This window comes from Kitasatospora purpeofusca (genome assembly GCF_042691725.1).
In the GTDB taxonomy this organism is placed as follows: domain Bacteria; phylum Actinomycetota; class Actinomycetes; order Streptomycetales; family Streptomycetaceae; genus Kitasatospora; species Kitasatospora purpeofusca_B.
The window spans coordinates 6281352-6300999 of record NZ_CP170483.1 but is presented as its reverse complement, the minus strand read 5'-3'; the positions used below and the strand labels follow the sequence as shown (position 1 = coordinate 6300999).

Annotated in this window: 22 protein-coding genes; 10 read left to right on the top strand and 12 right to left on the bottom strand. The window is 75.1% G+C overall.

The window, feature by feature from the left end; translation table 11 throughout:
• Positions 1–16: 16 nt before the first annotated feature.
• Genes ACFCLZ_RS27195 through ACFCLZ_RS27175 form a run of 5 tightly spaced genes read left to right on the top strand, consistent with a single transcriptional unit; the run spans position 17 to position 3961 of the window.
• Positions 17–982, top strand: coding sequence for an ABC transporter permease (locus tag ACFCLZ_RS27195; RefSeq protein ID WP_380280137.1), 966 nt, complete (start codon positions 17–19; stop codon positions 980–982).
• Positions 970–1821, top strand: coding sequence for an ABC transporter permease (locus ACFCLZ_RS27190; RefSeq protein ID WP_380280135.1), 852 nt, complete (start codon positions 970–972; stop codon positions 1819–1821). Before ACFCLZ_RS27195 ends, ACFCLZ_RS27190 begins: the two co-directional genes overlap by 13 nt.
• 19 nt (positions 1822–1840) lie before the next feature.
• A complete protein-coding gene (locus ACFCLZ_RS27185; protein ID WP_380280133.1) occupies positions 1841–2926 on the top strand; it encodes an ABC transporter ATP-binding protein in 1086 nt (361 codons plus the stop codon).
• Between the two features lie 33 nt (positions 2927–2959).
• Complete coding sequence (locus ACFCLZ_RS27180; RefSeq protein ID WP_380280131.1) at positions 2960–3634, top strand: HAD family hydrolase; 675 nt, start codon at positions 2960–2962, stop codon at positions 3632–3634.
• A gap of 6 nt (positions 3635–3640) precedes the next feature.
• Positions 3641–3961, top strand: coding sequence for a DMT family transporter (locus ACFCLZ_RS27175; protein WP_380280130.1), 321 nt, complete (start codon positions 3641–3643; stop codon positions 3959–3961).
• A gap of 155 nt (positions 3962–4116) precedes the next feature.
• Here the strand turns inward: ACFCLZ_RS27175 and ACFCLZ_RS27170 are convergent, their stop codons facing one another.
• Positions 4117–4866, bottom strand: a complete 750-nt coding sequence (locus ACFCLZ_RS27170) for an SDR family oxidoreductase (RefSeq protein WP_380280128.1) — start codon at positions 4864–4866, stop codon at positions 4117–4119.
• Between the two features lie 51 nt (positions 4867–4917).
• On the opposite strand from ACFCLZ_RS27170, the gene ACFCLZ_RS27165 reads away from it, so the two are divergent.
• Positions 4918–5517 carry a TetR family transcriptional regulator gene (locus ACFCLZ_RS27165; RefSeq protein WP_380280127.1) on the top strand — a complete coding sequence of 200 codons (600 nt, stop codon included), beginning with the start codon at positions 4918–4920 and terminating at the stop codon, positions 5515–5517.
• Between the two features lies 1 nt (position 5518).
• Here the strand turns inward: ACFCLZ_RS27165 and ACFCLZ_RS27160 are convergent, their stop codons facing one another.
• From ACFCLZ_RS27160 to ACFCLZ_RS27145, 4 genes are all read right to left on the bottom strand, one after another.
• A complete protein-coding gene (locus ACFCLZ_RS27160; protein ID WP_380280125.1) occupies positions 5519–6556 on the bottom strand; it encodes a HEAT repeat domain-containing protein in 1038 nt (345 codons plus the stop codon).
• A gap of 3 nt (positions 6557–6559) precedes the next feature.
• Positions 6560–7204 (bottom strand): HEAT repeat domain-containing protein, encoded by a 645-nt coding sequence (locus ACFCLZ_RS27155; protein WP_380280124.1) that lies wholly within the window; start codon positions 7202–7204, stop codon positions 6560–6562.
• Between the two features lie 75 nt (positions 7205–7279).
• Positions 7280–8251: a formylglycine-generating enzyme family protein gene (locus tag ACFCLZ_RS27150; RefSeq protein ID WP_380280122.1), complete on the bottom strand. Its 972-nt coding sequence runs from the start codon at positions 8249–8251 to the stop codon at positions 7280–7282.
• 70 nt (positions 8252–8321) lie between these two features.
• A complete protein-coding gene (locus ACFCLZ_RS27145) occupies positions 8322–9755 on the bottom strand; it encodes a sulfatase (RefSeq protein ID WP_380280120.1) in 1434 nt (477 codons plus the stop codon).
• A 497-nt stretch (positions 9756–10252) separates the two neighbouring features.
• Between ACFCLZ_RS27145 and ACFCLZ_RS27140 the strand changes: the two genes are divergently transcribed.
• A complete protein-coding gene (locus ACFCLZ_RS27140; protein ID WP_380280118.1) occupies positions 10253–10924 on the top strand; it encodes an HAD family hydrolase in 672 nt (223 codons plus the stop codon).
• Between the two features lie 25 nt (positions 10925–10949).
• On the opposite strand, the gene ACFCLZ_RS27135 is transcribed toward ACFCLZ_RS27140, so the two are convergent.
• The 6 genes from ACFCLZ_RS27135 to ACFCLZ_RS27110 form a co-directional block, all read right to left on the bottom strand.
• A complete protein-coding gene (locus ACFCLZ_RS27135) occupies positions 10950–11732 on the bottom strand; it encodes an alpha/beta fold hydrolase (protein ID WP_380280116.1) in 783 nt (260 codons plus the stop codon).
• 134 nt (positions 11733–11866) lie between these two features.
• Positions 11867–12544, bottom strand: a complete 678-nt coding sequence (locus tag ACFCLZ_RS27130; protein ID WP_380280114.1) for a phosphonatase-like hydrolase — start codon at positions 12542–12544, stop codon at positions 11867–11869.
• Positions 12545–12567: 23 nt separating this feature from the next.
• Positions 12568–13689: a TIGR03364 family FAD-dependent oxidoreductase gene (locus ACFCLZ_RS27125; protein WP_380280112.1), complete on the bottom strand. Its 1122-nt coding sequence runs from the start codon at positions 13687–13689 to the stop codon at positions 12568–12570.
• Positions 13690–13805: 116 nt separating this feature from the next.
• The gene (locus ACFCLZ_RS27120) at positions 13806–14318 is read right to left on the bottom strand and encodes a pyridoxamine 5'-phosphate oxidase family protein (RefSeq protein ID WP_380280110.1); all 513 of its coding nucleotides are present in this window, start codon (positions 14316–14318) and stop codon (positions 13806–13808) included.
• Positions 14319–14486: 168 nt separating this feature from the next.
• Complete coding sequence (locus ACFCLZ_RS27115) at positions 14487–15158, bottom strand: phosphatase PAP2 family protein (protein WP_380280108.1); 672 nt, start codon at positions 15156–15158, stop codon at positions 14487–14489.
• On the bottom strand, positions 15155–15370 hold the full coding sequence (locus ACFCLZ_RS27110) for a hypothetical protein (RefSeq protein ID WP_380280106.1): 216 nt from the start codon (positions 15368–15370) through the stop codon (positions 15155–15157). Before ACFCLZ_RS27110 ends, ACFCLZ_RS27115 begins: the two co-directional genes overlap by 4 nt.
• Before the next feature lie 112 nt (positions 15371–15482).
• Between ACFCLZ_RS27110 and ACFCLZ_RS27105 the strand changes: the two genes are divergently transcribed.
• The 3 genes from ACFCLZ_RS27105 (at position 15483) to ACFCLZ_RS27095 (ending at position 18630) form a co-directional block, all read left to right on the top strand.
• Complete coding sequence (locus ACFCLZ_RS27105) at positions 15483–15863, top strand: BlaI/MecI/CopY family transcriptional regulator (protein ID WP_380280104.1); 381 nt, start codon at positions 15483–15485, stop codon at positions 15861–15863.
• The gene (locus ACFCLZ_RS27100) at positions 15860–17017 is read left to right on the top strand and encodes a M48 family metalloprotease (protein WP_380280102.1); all 1158 of its coding nucleotides are present in this window, start codon (positions 15860–15862) and stop codon (positions 17015–17017) included. The genes ACFCLZ_RS27105 and ACFCLZ_RS27100 overlap by 4 nt, the downstream gene beginning before the upstream one ends.
• 125 nt (positions 17018–17142) lie before the next feature.
• Positions 17143–18630, top strand: coding sequence for a GAF domain-containing protein (locus tag ACFCLZ_RS27095; RefSeq protein ID WP_380280100.1), 1488 nt, complete (start codon positions 17143–17145; stop codon positions 18628–18630).
• 37 nt (positions 18631–18667) lie between these two features.
• Here the strand turns inward: ACFCLZ_RS27095 and ACFCLZ_RS27090 are convergent, their stop codons facing one another.
• Positions 18668–19066, bottom strand: a complete 399-nt coding sequence (locus tag ACFCLZ_RS27090; protein ID WP_380280098.1) for an SsgA family sporulation/cell division regulator — start codon at positions 19064–19066, stop codon at positions 18668–18670.
• Positions 19067–19648: the final 582 nt, after the last annotated feature.

The following is a 19648-nucleotide window of genomic DNA, read 5'->3' as shown; positions in this document are numbered from 1 at the left end:
GGCTGAAGAAGCACTCATGACCACGGCTCCCACCCCGGTGCCGACCACCCCCGCCGCCACCGTTCCCGGTGGCGGCGCGGGGGCGTCCGCCACCGCCACGACCACCACCCCCACTCCCCGGCGACGGCCCCTGGCCCGCCTCGGCGGCGCCTCCTGGCTCGCCACCCTCCCGCTGCTGCTGTTCTTCCTGATCGGCTTCGGTCTGCCCACCGTCGCCATCGTGATCGGCGCGTTCACCTCGTCCAGCGACGCGGAGAGCGGCGCCGGGCAGTTCACCTTCGACAACCTGACGGCCTCCGTCCAGGGCGGCTACCTGACCGCCATGCTGAGCAGCCTCAAGCTCTCCGCGCTGACCGCGCTGCTCGCCACCCTGATCGGCCTGCCGCTCGCCCAGGCGGTCGTCACCTCCCGGCGCGGCTGGCTGCGCCAGGCGGTGCTCACCGCCTCCGGCGTGCTCGCCAACTTCGGCGGCCTGCCGCTCGCCTTCGCGTTCGTCGCCACCCTCGGCAACGCCGGTGAGATCACCAAGCTGCTGCACCTCACCGACCACGGCTGGTCGCTGTACTCGTTCACCGGCCTGACCGTCGTCTACCTGTACTTCCTCGTCCCGCTGATGGTGCTCACCATCACCCCGGCCCTGGACGGCCTGCGCACCCAGTGGCGCGAGGCGGCGCAGAACAACCGCGCCACCACCGTCCAGTACTGGCGCCACGTGGCCCTGCCGATCCTGCTGCCCTCGCTGCTCGGCGGCTTCGTGCTGCTCTTCGGCAGCGCCTTCGCCGCCTACGCGACCGCCGCCGCCATGGTCGGCGCGACCGTCCCGCTGGTCAGCCGCTCGATCGCGGACGCGCTCTCCGGCAACGTGCTGGTCGGCCAGGGCAACCTCGCCCTCGCCCTCAGCCTCAACATGATCGTCGTGGCCGTCCTGGTGATGGCCGTGTACCTCCCCCTCCAGCGCCGGAGCGCCCGATGGCTCAGCTGACCACCCCCGCCCCCGCTCCCGCCGGGCGCCGGACCGTGCGCTGGTGGCGCGGCGCCGTCCTGCTGCTCGCCGGCGTGTACTTCGTCGTCCCGCTCGCGGCCTCCTTCTGGTTCTCCATCGACGACCCGCAGGGCATCTCCTTCGAGGCCTACACCGGGCTGCTCTCCGCCCCCGGCTTCCTGGACAGCCTCTGGCTGACCCTCGGCCTCGCCGTCGTCACCGTCCTGGTGCTGCTGCTCCTGCTCGTCCCGGCGCTGATCGCCGTCCGGCTCGGCTCGCCGAAGCTGCGCCCGGTCATCGACGTGCTCTGCACCCTGCCGCTGGTCGTCCCGCCGGTCGCCCTGACCGCCGGCCTGATCGGCGTGCTGCGCTGGGGCCCCGACTACCTGATGGACACCCCGTTCTTCCAGACCTTCGTGTTCGTCCAGGACCCGGACTTCCCGCTGGTGCTGGTCATCGCCTACGTGCTGATGGCCCTGCCGCTCGCCTACCGCGCCCTGGACGCCGGCCTGCGCTCGGTGGACGTGCGCACCCTGGTCGAGGCCGCCCGCAACTGCGGCGCGAGCTGGCCGCGCGCGGTGTTCACCGTCGTCCTGCCCAACCTGCGCGGGGCCCTGCTGAACGCCTCCTTCCTCACCCTGGCCCTGGTGCTCGGCGAGTTCACCGCCGCCTCGATCCTCGGCTTCCAGCCCTTCCCGGTCTGGATCTACTCGGTCGGCAACAGCCAGGCCCACATGTCGGTCGCGGTCTCCATCCTGAGCCTGCTGCTCACCTGGCTGCTGCTGCTCCTGCTGGCCACCGTCGGCCGCGAGCGCCGCCACAAGCCCGCCACCTCCTGAACCCCCGGAGTCACCCATCATGACCACGGCCACCGCCCCCGTCACCGGCGTCCCCCTCGCCCCCGGCAGCGCGACCGTCGAATTCCGCTCGCTGCGCCGCGCGTTCGGCGCCACCACCGCGCTGGACGGCCTCGACCTCACCGTCCACCCGGGCGAGCTGCTCGCCCTGCTCGGCCCCTCCGGCTGCGGCAAGACCACCGCGCTGCGCATCCTGGCCGGCTTCGAGCAGCACGACTCGGGCCAGGTCCTGGTCGACGGCCAGGACATCACCGCGATCCCCGCCCACAAGCGCGACGCGGGCATGGTGTTCCAGTCGTACAGCCTCTTCCCGCACCTGACCGCCGCCGACAACGTCGCCTTCGGCCTGCGGATGCGCGGCACCGGCAAGGCCGAGCGCCTCAAGCGCGCCCAGGAGCTGCTGGAGCTCGTCGGCCTGCCGCAGCACGCCGGCCGCTACCCGCACCAGATGTCCGGCGGCCAGCAGCAGCGCATCGCGCTCGCCCGCGCGCTCGCCCTTCAGCCGCGGGTGCTGCTGCTCGACGAGCCGCTGTCCGCGCTGGACGCCAAGGTGCGGCTGTCGCTGCGCGAGGAGATCCGCCGCCTCCAGCAGGAGCTGGGGATCACCACCCTGTTCGTCACCCACGACCAGGAGGAGGCGCTGTCGATGGCCGACCGGGTCGCCGTCCTGCGCGCCGGCCGCCTGGAGCAGTGCGCCACGCCCTCCGAGCTGTACGCCCGGCCGGCCACCGCGTTCGTCGCCGAGTTCGTCGGCACCATGAGCCGCATCCCCTGCGAGCGCTCCGGCGACGGCGTCGAGGTCCTCGGCCGCCGCCACGCCGTGGACGGCGCCCTGCCCGCCGACGGCGAACTGCACGTGCTCGTCCGCCCGGAGAACGTCCGGCTGAGCCCCGACGAGCAGGGGGCCGCCCTGGTGGTCTCGGCGTCCTTCCTGGGCGCCGTGACCCGCCTCACCGTCCGCCTGAACGACGGCACCGAGGTCAAGTCCGACCTGCCCACCGAGGCCGCCGCCGCCCTGCCGATCGGCTCGCGCGCCGCCCTGACCCTCCCGGAACGGCCGGTCCTGGTCGACCGTCGTACGGTCTGATCCGTCCTGTTGAACCGCCGCGAAGGTACCGCCATGCCTCACACTCCCCCACCCGCCGCCGTCCTCTTCGACATGGACGGCACCCTCGTCGACACCGAGCAGCTCTGGTGGCAGGCCGCCGCCGAACTCGCCGACGAACTGCACCACTGCCTCACCGACGCCGACGCCCCCGAGGTCCTCGGCCAGGCGATCGAGCACACCGCCGCCCACCTCCACCGGGTCAGCGGCACCGCGCTGAGCGAGTCCGAACTCGCCACCCGCCTCGGCGACTCCTTCGCCGGCAAGGTGGCGGCGCAGACCGTCCCCCGCCCCGGCGCCCTCGCCCTGCTCGCCTCCCTCCGGGACGCCCGGGTGCCCACCGCCCTCGTCTCGGCCTCCCCCCGCCGGGTCGTCGACATGGTGCTGGGCTCCATCGGCCGCGACTGGTTCGCCGTCACCCTCGCCGCCGAGGACACCCCGCGCACCAAGCCCGCCCCGGACCCCTATCTGGCCGCCGCCTCCCTGCTCGGCCTGGACCCGGCCACCTGCGTGGCCGTCGAGGACACCCCGACCGGCGTCGCCTCCGCCACCGCCGCCGGCTGCGCGGTGCTCGCCGTCCCCTCCAGCGACGTCCCGATCCCGGGCAGCTCCCGGGTCACCCTGCTGGACAGCCTGGAGCACGCGGACCTGGCCCTCCTCGGGAAGCTCACCGCCGCCCCCGGGGTTTGACCCCCCATGCCCTACGTACTCCTCGCCCTCGCGATCATCAGCGAAGTCTGCGCCACCAGCTGCCTCAAACTGACCGAGGGCTTCAGCCGGCTCTGGCCGAGCGTGGGCGTGGCCATCGGCTACGTGCTCTCGTTCGTCCTGCTCGGCCGCGCCCTGAAGCACATCCCGGTCTCCGTCGCCTACGCCGTCTGGTCCGGCGCCGGCACGGCGGCCGTGGCCGGCATCGGCGTGGTCGCCTTCGGCGAGTCCCTGGGCCGGCTGCAGTGGCTCGGCATAGCCCTGGTGATCGTCGGCGTCGTCGTCCTCAACCTGAAGAGCAGCCACTGAGCGCCCGTCCGGGCCCGTCCCGCTTCCCGGCGGGCCCACGTCCTGACACATCGTCAGTTCTCCTCCGGTCAACCGGTGACGAGACGACGTTCTGCGCGAAGGACAGGCTCCACCCCAACGGGTGGCGGCTCGGATTCGTGGTCGTCGTGCGACCTTCAGGCGCGGGGGCCGAGGAAGAGGCCGCCGGTGGCGTCGATGATCTGGCCGGTGATCCAGCGGGCGGCGTCGGAGGCGAGGAAGGCGACGATGTCGGCGACGTCCTCCGGGGCGCCCAGGCGGCCGAGGGCGGTCGAGCGGGTGATCGACTCGACCAGGCCCGGGGCTGCGAAGGCCGGGGCGTTGGTCGGTGTGCGGGTGGCGCCGGGGGCGACCGCGTTGACCGTGATGGCGCGGGTGCCCAGGTCGTTGGCCAGGGTCAGGGTCATCGTCTCGACCGCGCCCTTGGTCATCGCGAAGGAGGTCTGGGCGGGGTTGGCCATCCGGGTCGCCACGGAGGAGATGGTGACGATGCGGCCGCCGTCGGGGAGCAGGGGAAGCGCGCGCTGGACGGTGAAGTACGGGGCCCGCACGTTCACCGCGAAGAGGTGGTCGAACTCCTCCCGGGTCGTGACGCCGAGCGGGCCGGCGGGTGGGGCGGCCGCGTTGTTGACGAGGATGTCGAGCGGCCGCCCGGCCAGCGCCGCTTCCACTCCGGCGAAGAGTGTGTCGACGTCTTCGTCCGCACCCAGCTCCGCACGCACGGCGTACGCGGTCCCGCCGGCTCGTTCGATCGTCTCCACCGTCGCCGCCGCGCCGGCCTCGTCCGTGCCGTAGTGCACGATGACCGCCGCTCCGTCGGCCGCCAGCCGGATCGCGATCGCCCGGCCGATGCCGCGTGACGCCCCGGTCACCAGAGCCGTCTTCATTCCCATCACCCCAGACTTGGTAGTGACTACCATTCAGGTAGGGTCTACCACATGACCGATCAGCCCTCAACACTCCGAGCCCGACGCCGAGCCGAGACGCAACGCCTGATCCAGGCCCACGCGGTACGGCTGTTCACCGAGCGCGGCTACGACGCGACGGCCGTGACCGACGTCGCGGGGGCGGCGGGGGTGTCGCCGATGACGGTCTACCGGCACTTCCCGACCAAGGAGGACCTGGTGCTGGCCGACCAGCACGCCCGGCTGGTCGCCGAGCGGATCGCCGCGTCCCCCGCCGAGCAGCCCCTGGTCCGCCGCATCGGCCGCGCGCTCGTCGACGCCGCCACGGAGTTGACCGGTGACGGGGACGAGCTGACGGCGGGCGGCCGGTTCCTGCTCGCCCGCCTCCGACTGATGATCACCACGCCGGCCCTGCGGGCCAAGCACCTCGACAACCAGTACGCCCTCCAGCAGGCGATCGTCACCGCCCTCGGGGACGGCAACGACACCTTCCGCACCCAGGCCGCCACCGGCGCCTGCCTGGCCGCCCTGCACACGGCCCTGGTCCGCTGGGCCGAGGGCGACGGACGGACGCCGCTCCCCGGGCTGATCGCCGAGGCGTTCGCGGCCGCCTTCGGCGACCAGGGCCCCTGAGTCAGCCGGCCGGGAAGCCGCGCCGCCGGAGGGCGTAGGCGGCGGTGAGGGCGACGGCGCGGTCCTCGTCGTGGGTCAGGGCGGTCAGGGCGCGGGTCGCCGTGGGGCCCGGGATGTCCACGAGGGCCTGGGTCAGGCGGCGACGGGAAGGCGCTTCCAAGGTGTCCGGGGTGCCCGGGGTGCCCGGGGTGCCCGGGGTGAGGCGCTCGACGAGGGCGGCGGCGATCCGGTCCGCCGACGCCGCGTCGGTCGCCAGGGCGCCCAGGGCTTCGGCCGCGTCGACGTCGTTCGTTCCCTCGACGATCAGGCCGATGAGCGGCGGGACCGCGTCGGCCGCTCCCCGCACCCCGAGGGCCAGCACCGCACGGCCGCGGACCACCGGGTCGGGGTGGGCGAGGGCCTCCCGCAGCACGGCGGTCGCCCCGGCGTCGCGCAGCTCGGCGAGGGCCTGGACGGCACGCTTGCGCACCTTGGCCGAGGGCGAGCCGAGGCCCTTCGCCAGCAGGGCCGACGCCTCCTGCCCCGAGTGCGCCAGGGCCCAGCGGAGCGCTCCGGCGACGTTGGGGTCCGACTCGCCCAGCACGGCCTCGACCAGCGCCTCCACCGGCGCCGGGGCGTCCTCGGTCGCGGACAGGGCCGCCCGGTGGCGCGTCCTCGCGCTCGTCGACCCCAGCGCCTGGAGCAGCGCGACGGTCCGCAGGACGTCCTCCCAGCCCGCGGGTTCCGCGGCCCCGATCCGGCGCAGCCGCGTGAGCAGTTCCGTCTCCGCCGCGATGCGCTCCCGCGTCCCGCGAATGAGGTCGTCGACGAGTTCGGCGGGCGCGAAGCCGGGGTCGTCGAGCGCCCGCCCGACGTCGCGCAGCGACAGCCCCAGGGACCGCAGGCTCTCGATGTGGAAGATCCGCCGGACGTCCCCGTCCGTGTACTCCCGGTAGCCGGCGTCGGTCCGCCCCGTCGGCCGCACCAGGCCGAGCGACTCGTAGTGCCGGAGCATGCGGGCACTGACCCCGGAGCGTCGCGCGACCTCGCCGATCAACACGGCCTACCCGCCTTCCCCGCCGGCCCCGCCCAGGGCCACGACGCGTTTCGCCTCCTCGATCGCGAACTCGAAGCCGGCGTCCGGGTCGCGCCACAGCCGTTCGGTCGCGAGCGCGTGCGCCCGCACCCGGGGGTCCGGAGCCCCGGCGGCCGCGTCCAGGGCCGGCCGCGTCGTCTCCCCGAGCGCGATCAGCGCCCGGCTGAGGCTCAGTTGCGTCTCCCGCTCGCCGCGGCCGAGCTGTTTCGCCAACTCTACGGCCAGCCCGGGCCGCTCACCTGTGGGCGCGAGGACGACCGCCGCCCGCCAGGCGGTCCGGGCCACCTCGTCGTCGGCGTCGGCCAGCAGCGCCGGTGTGATCGCGGGCCAGGCCCGCCGGTCCCCGATCTTGGAGAGCGTGTGCAGGGCCTGGCTCCGGGCCTGGGCGCGCTCCGAGCCGACTTCGCCGACGAGCGCCGGGACCGTCGCCGACGGCGCGTGGCGGGTGAGCGCCCAGGTCAGCATCTCCCGCACGGAGAACTCGGGTTCGATCGCACAGCGCTCGACGAGCTTGCCGACGAACCTCGGGTCCGGCGTGGTGCCGACCGCCAGCGCGGTCTGCAGCCGGACCGAGGCGTCGGCGTGCTCCAGCCCGCGGAGCGCTCGCGTCATGGTCGTTTCCTTCTGCGGCACGGTCATCGGGACCACCTCCTCGGCCGCAGTCAAGACCTTGCCACCGTGTCAAGGTCAAGCGGTGGCGTCGGCGGCCACCCGGAAGCCGATGTTCCCGGCCGAGCTGTCGGGCGTGTTGGAGCTGCGCGCTGCCACCCGGTAGCGGTGGCAGTACGAGGCGTGGCACATGTGGGAGCCGCCGCGCATCACCCGCGCCGCGCCCTGCGGCGGGCCGGGCGGGTCCTGGCGCGGGCCGGTGCGGTGGAAGTCCGCGCTGAACCAGTCCGCGCACCACTCCCAGACGTTGCCGACGGTGTTGTACAGGCCGAAGCCGTTCGGCCGGAAGGCGGTCACCGGGGCCGTCCCCCGGTGGCCGTCCGCCGCCGTGTTCAGGGTGGGGAAGACGCCCCGCCAGATGTTGCACGCGTACCGCCCGCCCGGGGTGAGTTCGTCGCCCCACGGGTAGCGCGCCTGCTCCAGGCCGCCCCGGGCGGCGTACTCCCACTCGGCCTCGGTGGGCAGCCGGGTGCCCGACCAGGCGCAGTACGCCTGCGCGTCGTGCCACGAGACGTGCACGACGGGGTGGTTCTGACGGGTGGTGACCGAGGAGCCCGGCCCCTCGGGCGCCCGCCAGCTCGCCCCGGCGACCGCCCGCCACCACGGCACGGCGGCCACCTGCGGGGACGCGGCGGCCAGCCGCTCCGGCAGGAAGCCCTCGAAGACGTAGGAGAAGCCGAAGGTCTCGGCCTCGGTGCGGTGGCCGGTGGCCTTGACGAAGGTCGCGAAGGCGGCGTTGGTCACCGTGGTCGGCGCGATCCGGAACGGGCTCAACCCGACCTCGCGCACCGGCCCTTCGCCGTCGGCCGGGTAGCCCTCCCGGTCGTCCGTGCCCATCAGGAATCGTCCGCCGGGCAGGCCGGTGAGCTGCCGCGCGACCCGCGGGACGGCCCTGGGGGCGGTCCCCGGGGCCGCGAGCGTGAGGGCGACGGGCGCGGCCGGCCCGTCGCCGTCGCGGCCGGGGGTGCAGCAGGGCTTGGTGGTGGACACGGTGGTTCCTCGTTCGGGTCGGGGTCCGGGGGCGGCGGCCGGCCGCCGCCCCCGGACCGCTGGGGAAGGGTCAGGCGGCCCGGTCGGCGGCCAGCTGCGCCGCCAACGCCGGGATGCCGAGCGCCTGTTCCTGCTGCGGGGTGGCCTGGTACAGCAGGTTGCTCAGCTGGTAGGGGTCGGCCGCGAGGTCGTAGTACTCGCGGAACTTCACCTCGCCCGTGCCGGACACCGTGCCGTTCGCGTCGGTGTGCAGCACGTAGTACTCGGTGTACTGCTGGTCGGCGGCCACGTAGGAGGACCAGGTGGGCGGACCGCCCGCCGCCGTGCCCTGCTTCCACCACTCCACCAGCAGGTGGTCGCGGTCGGCGGCGGTGAGCAGCGAGTGGCCGTCCTGCGGGGTGTCGGGCGTGATGCCGGCGGCGTCGAGGATGGTCGGGGCGACGTCGATGTTGGCGACGATCCGGTGGTCGGTGGTGCCCGCGCCGAGGCCGCCGGCCGGCCAGGACAGGTAGAACGGCACCTCGTGCGCCGGGGAGTAGGGCACGGACTTCTTGAGCCAGCCGTGGTCGGCCCAGGTGTAGCCGTTGTCGCCGAGGTAGATGACCAGGGTGTTCTCCAACTGGCCGAGCGCCACCAGCTTGTCGTGGATCGCCTGCACGGCGTCGTCGACGGAGAGCAGGGTGCGCAGCTGGCGGGTGCGCACGGCCTGGGCGTCGGCGAGGGTGGCGGTGGCGTTCTGGATGTAGCCGGGCTTGTCGCTGCGGTCGGCCTCGGGCACCGAGGGGCGCCCGTTCCACGGCGGGACGACGGTGTCCGCGTACTTGGGGGCGGGCACGTTGGGCTCGTGCGAGGCGTACGGGGTGACGTAGGCGAACCAGGGGCGGGGGTCGGTGGCGGCCTTGTCGAGGAAGGCCAGGGTGCGGTTCTTGATGATGTTGGTGGTGTAGCCGGTGAGGGTCTGGACGTCGCCGTTGATGTTCCAGGTGGCGTTGTTGTAGGCGGGCTGGAGCAGCGCCCACTCCTCGAAGTGCGGCGGGTTGTCCGCCACCGCCCAGGAGTTGAGGTACTTGCCGAACTGGCCGGTGCGGTAGCCGGCCTGCGACAGGTAGCGCTGGACGGTGGTGTGCTGATCGAGGCTGTGCGAGGCGCCGTTGTTGCGCACGCCGTGGTGGTGGGCGTAGCGGCCGGAGAACACCGAGGACCGCGAGGGCGCGCAGAGCGGCGTGGTGACGTGGCCTCGGGTGAAGCGGACGCCGTGGCCGGCGATCCAGTCCACGATCTGCGGGGTGGCCCACTCGGTCTGCTTGGGCTGGTCGTCGGTGACGATCAGCAGGATGTTGGGCCGGGTGGCGCCGGTCCCGGCCGCGGCCGCGGGGCGCGCGGCCGCGAGCTGGAGCGCCGCCGGGGCGGCGGCGGTGGCCGCCGCGGCCGCGGCGCCGGCGAGGAAGCCGCGCCGGCCGACCCGGGGCGAACCGTTCGTTTCCGAATCGCCGATCTCGCTCATGAATTTCCCTCCATGCTTTTCGGTGATTCCGGGCGCGGCGGCCCCGGGAAATACCGGGGGCGGCGCCGGAACCATTCACGGGGAAGCGGTCCACCCGGCCCGCACGACGGCCGCGCCCGCCTCCCGGACGGCGTTCACGGCGTGGCGGTCCACCGGGGATCCGCGGCGAAGAACGAGGGGCACCTCACCGACCTGCACGAACGGTGCGGGGGCGAGCCACCCCGGGAAGGTCCGGCGTACTGCGGCGGCCCCCGCCCACCCGTCCGGGGGCCCGCCGCCGAGTCACGCCGGAGCGGCCGTACAGAGGGCGCTCGCGAGCCGTCCGAAATCGACGTGCCGGCGAGCAGCCAGGAACTCTCCAGCTGCCATGCGTGCGACTGTAGGAGTTCCCGGCGAACGCTGGCAATACCCGGGCGCTTTTGTTTCCGCGTCATGTCGGATATCCGGCCGCAGGTTTCCGCTCGTCAACAAGCGGGCCCCGTGCCTATCCTTCGGGCGTGATCATTCCAACCGAAGCGATACGGCTCGTCATCTTCGACTGCGACGGCGTCCTGGTGGACAGCGAGCGGATCGCGGCCCGCGTCCAGATCGCGCTCGGCGCCGAACTCGGCTGGCCGCTGACCGAGGAGGAGGTGGTCGAGCGCTTCATCGGCCGCTCGATGGCCTCGATCGACGGGCAGGTCGCCGCCCGGCTCGGCCGGGCGAGCGCCGACCGGTGGTGGGCGGAGTTCGTGCGGCGCCACGAGGTGGAGGTGGACGCGGGACTGGAGCCCGTCGACGGCCTGCCCGAGGCGCTCGCCGCGATCGCCCTGCCGACCTGCGTCGCGTCCAGCGGCTCGCACGAGAAGATGGCGCACACCCTGGGCCGCACGGGCCTGTTCGACCGCTTCGCCGGGCGCATCTTCAGCGCCACCGAGGTCGCCCGCGGCAAGCCCGAGCCCGACCTCTTCCTGCACGCGGCCCGGCGGATGGGCGTGCCGCCGTCCGCGTGCGCCGTCGTCGAGGACAGCGCGCCCGGCGTGCAGGCCGCGCGCGCCGCCGGTATGCGTGCGTTCGGCTACGCCGGAGGCCTGACCCCCGCCGCCCGCCTGGCCGGGCCCGGCACGGTCGTCTTCGAGGACATGCGTGAACTCCCGGCGCTGCTCGCCGCGCACGGAGCCGCCCGCTGAACCCTCGGCCGCAACCACGCGCGCCTCACGCCACGTCGGCGTACAGCTCCTCGATCAGCCGGGTGACGGCCTGCGGTTCGCGCAGCGTCGGGTAGTGGTCGGAGGCGGTGAGCCGCACCAGCCGGCAGCCGGGGATCCGGGCCGCCGTCCGCTCGTTGAACTCCACGACCACCGGCCGGTCCAGCTCCCCCAGGGCCAGCACGGTGGGCGCGGTGATCCCGCCCAGCCGGTCGAAGGCGGCGGGTTCGCCCCGCACGTACCCGACGTTGGCGAACCAGGCCGGCAGCACGGCCCTGAGGTGCGCGGCGGCGACCGGATCGGCCTCGGGGGTGCCGCCGCCGGCCTTCCCCCAGAGGCTCAGCCCGAGCCGGACGATGCCCTCCCGGTCGCCGGCCTCGGCCAACCGCCCCATCTCCCGGGACAGTTCGGCGCCGGTGAGGTCGTGGCCGCTCACGGCGGGGACGAGCAGGGCGAGGCCCGCCACCCGCTCCGGGGCCGTCAGGGCCAGGTCGATCGAGACGGCCCCGCCGTTGCTGTTGCCCACCAGCACCGCCCGCTCCAGCCCGAAGCGGTCGAGCACCGCCAGGAGGTCCCGGAGCTGGGAGTACGGGGCGGTGGGCGCGGGCGAGCGGCCGTAGCCGCGGCAGTCGTAGCGGATCACCCGGTGCCGCGCGGCGAGCGCGGGCAGGACCGGGTCCCAGATCGTGGAGTCCCCGACGCCCGGATGGACCAGGACCAGCGGCAGCCCCTCCCCGCCCGTGTCCTCCGCCCAGAGCTCGCCGCCGGCGACGGTCACCATGGTCTCCATGGCCCCAGTCTGGCGGGCCGGGGACGCGGCGCAACCGCGCGAACGCGCAGGCCCACCCGTTCACAGGAGCCCGGCCCCGGGGACGCCGGCGACGGGGCGGATCCCGGTGGCCCGCCCCGCCGCCGGCCCCCGGCTCAGCCCGCCAGCAGCGCGGGCAGCCCGGCGACGGACGCCAGCACGTGGGTCGCGCCGTCGGCCCGCAGGCGCTCCTCGCCGTGGGCGCCGGTGAGGACGCCGGCGACGACGCAGGCCCCGGCGCGCGAGCCGGTCAGCATGTCGTAGCCGGTGTCGCCGGCCACCGCGACCTGGCGGACGGCGTCCGTCCCGGTGCGCAGCAGCGCGGTGAGCGCGAGGTCCGGGTACGGACGGCCGCGGCCGGCCTCGGCGGGGCAGAGGGTGAGGTCGGCGATCGACTCCCAGCCGAGGGCGGTGAGGATGCGGTCCTGGGTGGCCCGCGAGAAGCCGGTGGTGAGGACCACCTTGCGGCCCTGGCCGCGGAGTTCGGCGATGGCCTCGGCCGCGCCGGGCAGCGCCTCGCAGTGACCGGCGTCGACGAGGTCGTGGTAGGCGGCCTCGAAGGCGGTGTTGGCGCGCCGGGCCTTCTCCTCCTCGCCGAACAGGTGGCGGAAGACGGAGATCTTGGACTCGCCCATGGTGGCGCGGACGTGGTCGAGCATGCGGGCGTGCTCGGGGCTGCCGGCCTCGACGCCGAGCGAGCCGGCGGCGGCCTGGAAGGCGCGCTCGACCAGGCCGTCGTCGGCCACGGTGGTGCCGGCCATGTCCAGGACGACCAGGCGGATGTCGTACGACATGATGTTCAGTTCCTCCGACGGGCTTACAGGTTGGCGAGATTCGCCGTGGTCTCGGCGATGGCGGGCGAGCAGGTCATGCCGCGGCCGCCGGGGCCGGTGACCAGCCAGACGCCGTCGCGCACGCGCTCGCGGTGGACGACCCGGGTGGTGTCGACGCACTGCGCGTACACGCCGGCCCAGCGGCGGCGGATCCGCGGCAGCGGGCGGCCGAGCAGGTCCTCGACCACGCCCGCCAGGTGGTCGTACGGGCCCTCGACCACGTCGAAGCCGAAGGGCTGGTCGTACTCGTGGGTGTCGCCGATGGTGAGGCCGCCGTCCAGGCGCTGGACCATCAGCAGCTGCATCTTGTGCTCGGCGGCGACCGGCGGCTGCGGCTGGACCTCGCGCAGGCGGTCCAGGGCGGTCCCGGCGAAGGCCGGGTAGTAGCGGAAGGAGTCGCCGTCGGCGACCGAGGTGGTCAGCGGCTCGCCCAGCGGGTCGGTCTGCATCATCTGCAGCCGCACCTTGCGCACCGGCAGCTCGGGCGCCAGCTCGCGGACCAGGCCGCCCAGCCAGGCGCCGGTGCACAGGACGACCAGGTCGCCGGTGTGGACGTCGCCGTGGTCGTCGCGGACGGCGTTCTCGCCGACGACGTCGCGGACCTCGCGGCCGGGCAGGAAGGTGTAGCGGCCGGTGGCGGCCAGCGCGGCGCGCAGCGCGGGCTGGGCGACGCGCGGCTCGACGGCGGCGTCCCGCTCGCAGTGCAGGGCGCCGAGCAGCTTGCCGCGCAGGGCCGGGTTGAGGGCCCGGGTCTGCTCCGGGTCGAGCAGCCGGTAGCCGCGCAGCTCGGCGTCGGGCAGGGTCAGCGCCTGTTCGGCGACCGCGAGCTCGGCCTCGGTGCGGATCGCGGTGAGCGATCCGTTGGCACGGAAGCCGAGGCCGGGCACCTGCCCGCCGATCCGCTCCCACAGCTCGCGGGCCCGCACCGCGGTGTCCAGCTCCTCGCCCCGGGCCCGGCCGCTGACCCAGACCAGGCCGAAGTTGCGCACCGAGGCGCCGCGCGCCTCGGCCTCGCGCTCCAGGTGGACGACCTCGTGACCGCGCTCGACGGCCTGCCAGGCGTGCATGGTGCCGAGCACGCCCGCTCCTACGACGATGACTCTCATGCGGCCAGGCTGATGCCGCGAGGTGTCCGAGGGGCGTCCGAGCGACGGCCCACAGATGAACCGGCCGATAAGTTGTACAGACAACCTGGCGGCCAGTCCGCCGACCGGCCCGCGGCTCAGCGCCGCACGGCCGCCCGCAGGTAGTGCCGCCGGCCGAACTTCGGCTCGTCCACCGCCGTCAGCTCCTCCACCTGGAACCGGTACAGCGCCGCCGCCCCGCCCCCGGTCAGGAACTGCCGCCGGACCTCGTCGTCCTGCGCGAAGGCGGGGTAGCGCCCCTGGTAGGCGGCCAGCGCCGCCTGCGCCTGGCGCCCCCACGCCTCGCCCGCGCTGCCGGTCAGCTGCAGGCCGCGCAACTGCTCGCCGAAGACCGGCGGCGGCAGGAAGACCGTGGCCGCCGCCCGGGCCTCCTCGGCCAGGTGGTGGCTGTGCCGGGTGGCGCGCTCACTGACGAAGTAGAGGACGAGGTCGTCGTCGTAGGCGAAGAAGGCGAGGTTGGCGTGCGGGCCGTGCTCGTGGCCGGCGGTCGCGAGGGTGAGCACCATCGCCTCGGCCAGCAGCCCCTCGACGCCCTTGCCGAGCTCCTCGGCCGGCCAGTCCCCCTGGGTGATGTCGAGTCGGTACGGCATGGGCAGCACTTCCCTCCACTGGCACGCCCGGCGCGCGCGGCGCCCTGGCACGACTGAGCCGGGCGGGTGCTCCCCTCGGGGGCAGCCGCGCCCGGCTCACATGCTCTCCCCGCCACCCCGGCCACACAAGGGTCGGGACGGCGTCCGGCCTGCTCGTCGTCGAGCCCGTCAGTCCCGCCGGGCGCCGACCGGCCGACCGGACCGCGCCGCCGGCGCCTGCGGACCCGCGCCGAGCAGCGGCCGCAGCGGACCGGTCCGCGCCCGCTCCACCGCCGGCCCCGCCGCGCCGGCCGCCAGCGCGAGCGGGACGGCCAGCAGGAGGCCGACCAGCGCGCCGGCCAGCACGTCGTGCGGGTAGTGCACCCCGACCCAGACCCGGGATGCGCCCATCAGCACGGCGGCCACCGCGGCGAGCGCGCCGATCCGCCGGTCGGCGAACCAGAGCGCGGCGGCGGCCGCGACGGCGATCACGGTGTGGTTGCTCGGGAAGGACCAGTCACCGGCGCCCGGGCAGGCCTCCAGGGTGTCGCGCACGTGCAGCTGGGCGCACGGCCGGACCTCCTCCACCAGGCTCTTGAACCCGGAGTTCACCGCGTAGGCGACGAGCACGATCAGCGGCGAGGCCAGCACCCGGGCCATCACCGCCGGCCCGCCTTCGCGCGCCCGCCACCAGGCGGCCAGCATCAGCAGCGCGAACAGGCCGAGGCCGAGCAGCGACCACACCTCGACGATCTGGTTGAACCAGTGCGGCGCGGCGTCCGCCCAGTCGACCACCCGGCGGTAGAGGCCGCCGTCGATGCCGCTGCCGTCGTACGCGGCCAGCTCGCTGGACGCCGTCACCGGAGGTCACCGCCGTGACGGCGGACCTGCTGGGCGCGGAACACTTCGAGAACAATCGGGAGCATGGAGACAACTACTACCAGAACAAGGGTGAGCGACAGGTAACGGTCGATATCGGTCACAAATGGACCGAATACGGACCCGGCGAGCACACCGAGCGCACCGAGCACACCCGGGGCGGCGGGCACCGGTGCGGCGAAGGACTGGACCATGACCGGCGGACCTCCCGTACGTTGGTGGGCGGCACCGCAGGGCGCACCCGACTGTCTACAATCGCGTAGACGGTCTACACGACTGTAGACGATACCTGGAGGAACCCCCGCCATGTCCGACGTACCGTCCGCCCGCCGGCCCGCCGGGGAGCTGGAGGCCGAGGTGCTCGCCGCCCTCTGGGCCGCGGACCGGCCGCTGACGCCGCAGGACATCCAGGGCGCCCTCGGCGACGGCCTGGCCCGGACCACCGTCGCGACGATCCTCGCCCGGCTGCACGACAAGGGGACGGTGCACCGCACCCGCTCCGGGCGCGGCTACGCCTACACCCCGGCCGTCGCCGACCCCGCCGGACTGGCCGCCCGCCGGATGCACGCCGAGCTGGGCCGCGAGTCCGACCGCTCGACCGTGCTCGCCCGGTTCGTCTCCGACCTCTCGGCGGAGGACGAGCGCCTGCTGCGCGACCTGCTGGGCGACGAGGACCCCGCCCGGTGATCGTCGCGGTCTGGGCCCCCCTGCTGCTGCCCTTCCTCGCCGTGCTGCCCGCCCGCCGGCTCGCCGAGGCGCTGCCGCCGCGCGCCGCCGTCTGGACGCTGGCCGCCACCGCGACCGTGCTGGCCGGCGGCACGCTCTGCTCGCTGGGCCTGCTCACCGCGGCCGGGCTGCTCCGGCTCCCGCCGGTCGCCGCCCTCGGCCACCTCTCGCCGCACTGGCTCGCCGCCGGGACACCGGGCACCCCGGTGGCGGCGGCCGGGCCGGCCGCGCTGGCGCTCGCCGTCCTCACGGCCCTCGCGCTGCGCACCGCGCGCCGCCACCGACGCGACCTGGGCACCGCCCGCACCGCCGTCGAGGCCACCCTCGAAGCCACCGTCGAAGCCCCGGCCCGGGCGTCCGAACGTCCACCCGGCCGCCCGCACGACCAGCATCCGGACACGCGCCCCCCGCGCGCACCCATGCGCCGGGCGCGCACCCCGTGGACCCAGCGCGCCAAGCAGCTGCTCACCACTCCGCCCGCCACCGAACTCGCCGTCCTGCCCGACGAGCACGCCGACGCCTTCGCCCTGCCCGGCCGCCTCCGCCGCCCCGGCCGCCCCGTCGAACCGGGCCGGATCGTGGTCACCGCCGGCATGCTGCGCGCCCTGGACGCCCCCGAGCGCGCGGCGCTGCTCGCCCACGAGCGCGCCCACCTGACCGCCCGCCACCACCTCTTCCTCGCCCTCGCCGCCCACGCGGCCGTCGCCCACCCGGCCCTGCGGGCCCTGCGCGCGCCGCTCGGCTACCACCTCGAACGCTGGGCCGACGAGTCCGCGGCCGCCCGGGTCGGCGACCGCGCGGTGACCGCCCGCGCGGTGGGCCGGGCCGCCCTCGCCGCCGGCCGGTCCCCTGGCCGGGCCGGCCCCGGCACGCCCCGGCCGCCCACGGCGGACCGGTCCCCCGCCGGGTCGCCGCCCTGCTCCACCCGCGCCCCGCCGGGACGGTCGCCGCCCGCCGGACCGCCGCCCTGGCCCTGGCCGGCTGCCTCGCCCTCACCGCCGCGACCAGCCTCGATGCCACCGCCGACCTCCACCACAGCGTCGAGGCCGCCCAGCAGCAACCCGGCGCCCGATAGGGCGTCACGGGGCACCGGCCGCCGCCATTCATTGGCATGATCACTCTCGTACCGCCTGGTATTCCGAGTTGGCAGACCCCATCCCCAGGAACCGGTAGCGCCCGTACTCTTTCGTCAGCGCGTCGGCCCCGGCGCGCCCTCGAACGGCGGCGAGGAGCGACACGAGTGCGGCAGCCAGGACGGCAGACCCGACGGCCCGAACGCCGAATCCCGCAGAGCGCGGCCGAACTGGCCAGGGTCCACGAACGCGCCCTCGCCGAGGCCGCCGCCCGCAGCGCCGCCCGGGACTCCGCCGCCCCCGACGACCCGCCCTTCCTGCAGCCCCGCCCCGAGATCGGCGACTCCTGGGAGCGCCTGCGCCGCCTCGGCCTCGATCCGGACGCCGGCGCCGCCGCCGTCCACCTCGGCCCCGCCGAGATCGAGCACCGCCGCCGGGCCAGCGGCCTCGACCCGCTGCTCCCCATCCTCCGCGGCACCCTGGTCGAGCAGGGCGAGCAGCCCCCGCTGATCCTCGCGATCGCCGACGCCGACGGCCACATCCTCTGGCAGGAGGGCGAACGCGGCCTGCGCCGCAGCGCCGACCGGATCGGCTTCTTCACCGGCGCCCGCTGGGTGGAGGAGCGCGTCGGCACCAACGGCATAGCCGCCGCGCTGCGCGCCCAGCGCCCGATGCAGGTCCACTCCGCCGAGCACTACCTGCGCAGCCACCACTCCTGGACCTGCGTCGCCGCCCCCGTGCACGACCCCGGCACCGGCCGGCTGATCGGCGCGATCAACCTCAGCGGCCCGGCCCACTCCGTCCGCCCGTACCTGCTCCAGCTGACCGCCACCGCCGCCAAGCTCGCCGAGACCGAACTGCGCGCCCGCCGCCTCGAATCCCTGCACCACCTGCGCACCCTGGCCGCCCCGATGCTGGCCCGGGTGAACGGGCCCGCCCTGGTCGTGGACGCGGCCGGCTGGACGGCGGCCGCGGCAGGGCTGCCGCCCCCGGCCCGGCTGCGGCTGCCCGCCGAGGGCTGGGGCTCGACCGCCGTGCACTGGCTGCCCAGTCTGGGCGAGTGCGCGATCGAGCCGCTCGCCGACGGCTGGCTGGTCCGGCCGGTCCGGCCGCAGGACGCCGTCCCGGCCGTCCCCGGCGGTTCCGACGGCCCGGGCGCCGACACCGCCGGCCCCGGCGCCGGCCTGCTCGCCGAACAGGCCGAGGGCGCCCGGCTGCGGCTCGACCTGCACCGCGCGGGCAGCCCCGAGCTGTCGGTGCGCGGCGCGGCCGGCAGCTGGTCGCACGCGCTCAGCCCGCGCCACGCCGAACTGCTGCTCCTGCTCGCCACCGAGCGCAACGGCCTCAGCGCGGCGCAGCTGGCCGACGCCCTGTTCGGGGACCCGGCCCGGACGGTGACGGTGCGGGCCGAACTGTCCCGGCTGCGCCGCTACCTGGGCGGCCTGCTGGCCCACCGGCCGTATCGTTTCGCCGAATCGGTGCTGGTCACCGTGGCCGGCCCGGAGGACCCGTACGACCTGCTGCCGACCTCCTCGGCGCCGGCCGTGCGCAGGCTCCGCGCGGGGCTGGTCGGCGGAACGGTCCGGCTGCCCGGCACCCCGCCGTTACCGGGCCCGCGCCCCCGGCCCGGCCGCCTCCCCCTGCCGCCCCCGTAGCTCCCGGGCGCGCGGCACCGGGCCACCGTCCCCGGATTCAGCGCCCGCCGGCCAGCAGCTTCGACAACTCGTCGTCGGTCGGCCCGTGGGAGCGCTCGGCCGTCTCCGAGACGAGCGCGTACGTCCGCTCCAGCCAGTCCTGGACCTTGGGCTTGGAGGCCTCCAGCAGGGCGCTGCCGTGCGGGGACTCGAGCGCCAGGTGCAACGTCGAGCCGTGGCACGGGCAGTACGCCGGCCACAGCTTGACGTCGCCCTGGCCGCTCAACGAGCGGAGGCCGTCGCGCAGCAGTTCACGCGAGAACACCCAGTCGGCCTCGTCCGGCCGCCCCAGGTGGAACGTCAGCAGCACCTCGTACGGGCGCGCGGCGTCGAACCGGAACCGCGTACGGACCTCCCCGACCACCTCCTCGCCCAGCGAGATCCGCAGGGTCAGCACCTCCTCCACCGCCGCCGGAGCGGCGGTGGAGCCTGCCTCATCGCCGCCCGTGGGGGTAGCGGCGAGGGGGGCACTGGAAGGTGCTGGCAGCGGGTCGGGCGGCATGACGGTCTCTCCGGGACGGCGTGGGATGTCCACCAGCGTGCTTCACCGCGCGAGGGGCGGGCAAGGGTTGCAAAGAGGTTGCAATAATCCCCGCACCGACCGAGGATCCCTTACCGGCCTTGTCAGACGGACCGTCAACTTCCGCTGGTCAAAGGGTTGTCCACGGATTGGATCAATTCCGTCCGACCACTGGCCACCGCCCGGGTGCCCGCTGCTACGCTCGTCCCCCTGCCGGCGCACGCCCGCGCGCGCGTCCGGTCGGACTCCGCACGCGCGCCCCCGCAACCACCAGGCCGGACCGCGCCCGAACGACCCCCGGACGACGTTTCCGACCGGACCGGACCAGCCGGTACCGCTTCGGACCCGATCGGACCGGATTCGACGGGACCGGACCGAACACGCCGACCGCACCGGGCGACCGGCGGCCGTCCGCCCGGTCCGACGGCACCGGCACCGCCGCCGGCACGTGGGAGAATG

Coding starts and splice junctions, on each gene's coding strand:
- ACFCLZ_RS27145 (WP_380280120.1), bottom strand. CDS start 9,755: ATGAGCGAGATCGGCGATTCGGAAACGAACGGTTCGCCCCGGGTCGGC.
- ACFCLZ_RS27175 (WP_380280130.1), top strand. CDS start 3,641: ATGCCCTACGTACTCCTCGCCCTCGCGATCATCAGCGAAGTCTGCGCC.
- ACFCLZ_RS27195 (WP_380280137.1), top strand. CDS start 17: ATGACCACGGCTCCCACCCCGGTGCCGACCACCCCCGCCGCCACCGTT.
- ACFCLZ_RS27105 (WP_380280104.1), top strand. CDS start 15,483: ATGTCCGACGTACCGTCCGCCCGCCGGCCCGCCGGGGAGCTGGAGGCC.
- ACFCLZ_RS27170 (WP_380280128.1), bottom strand. CDS start 4,866: ATGAAGACGGCTCTGGTGACCGGGGCGTCACGCGGCATCGGCCGGGCG.
- ACFCLZ_RS27135 (WP_380280116.1), bottom strand. CDS start 11,732: ATGGAGACCATGGTGACCGTCGCCGGCGGCGAGCTCTGGGCGGAGGAC.
- ACFCLZ_RS27165 (WP_380280127.1), top strand. CDS start 4,918: ATGACCGATCAGCCCTCAACACTCCGAGCCCGACGCCGAGCCGAGACG.
- ACFCLZ_RS27190 (WP_380280135.1), top strand. CDS start 970: ATGGCTCAGCTGACCACCCCCGCCCCCGCTCCCGCCGGGCGCCGGACC.
- ACFCLZ_RS27120 (WP_380280110.1), bottom strand. CDS start 14,318: ATGCCGTACCGACTCGACATCACCCAGGGGGACTGGCCGGCCGAGGAG.
- ACFCLZ_RS27110 (WP_380280106.1), bottom strand. CDS start 15,370: ATGGTCCAGTCCTTCGCCGCACCGGTGCCCGCCGCCCCGGGTGTGCTC.
- ACFCLZ_RS27185 (WP_380280133.1), top strand. CDS start 1,841: ATGACCACGGCCACCGCCCCCGTCACCGGCGTCCCCCTCGCCCCCGGC.
- ACFCLZ_RS27125 (WP_380280112.1), bottom strand. CDS start 13,689: ATGAGAGTCATCGTCGTAGGAGCGGGCGTGCTCGGCACCATGCACGCC.
- ACFCLZ_RS27155 (WP_380280124.1), bottom strand. CDS start 7,204: ATGACGCGAGCGCTCCGCGGGCTGGAGCACGCCGACGCCTCGGTCCGG.
- ACFCLZ_RS27180 (WP_380280131.1), top strand. CDS start 2,960: ATGCCTCACACTCCCCCACCCGCCGCCGTCCTCTTCGACATGGACGGC.
- ACFCLZ_RS27130 (WP_380280114.1), bottom strand. CDS start 12,544: ATGTCGTACGACATCCGCCTGGTCGTCCTGGACATGGCCGGCACCACC.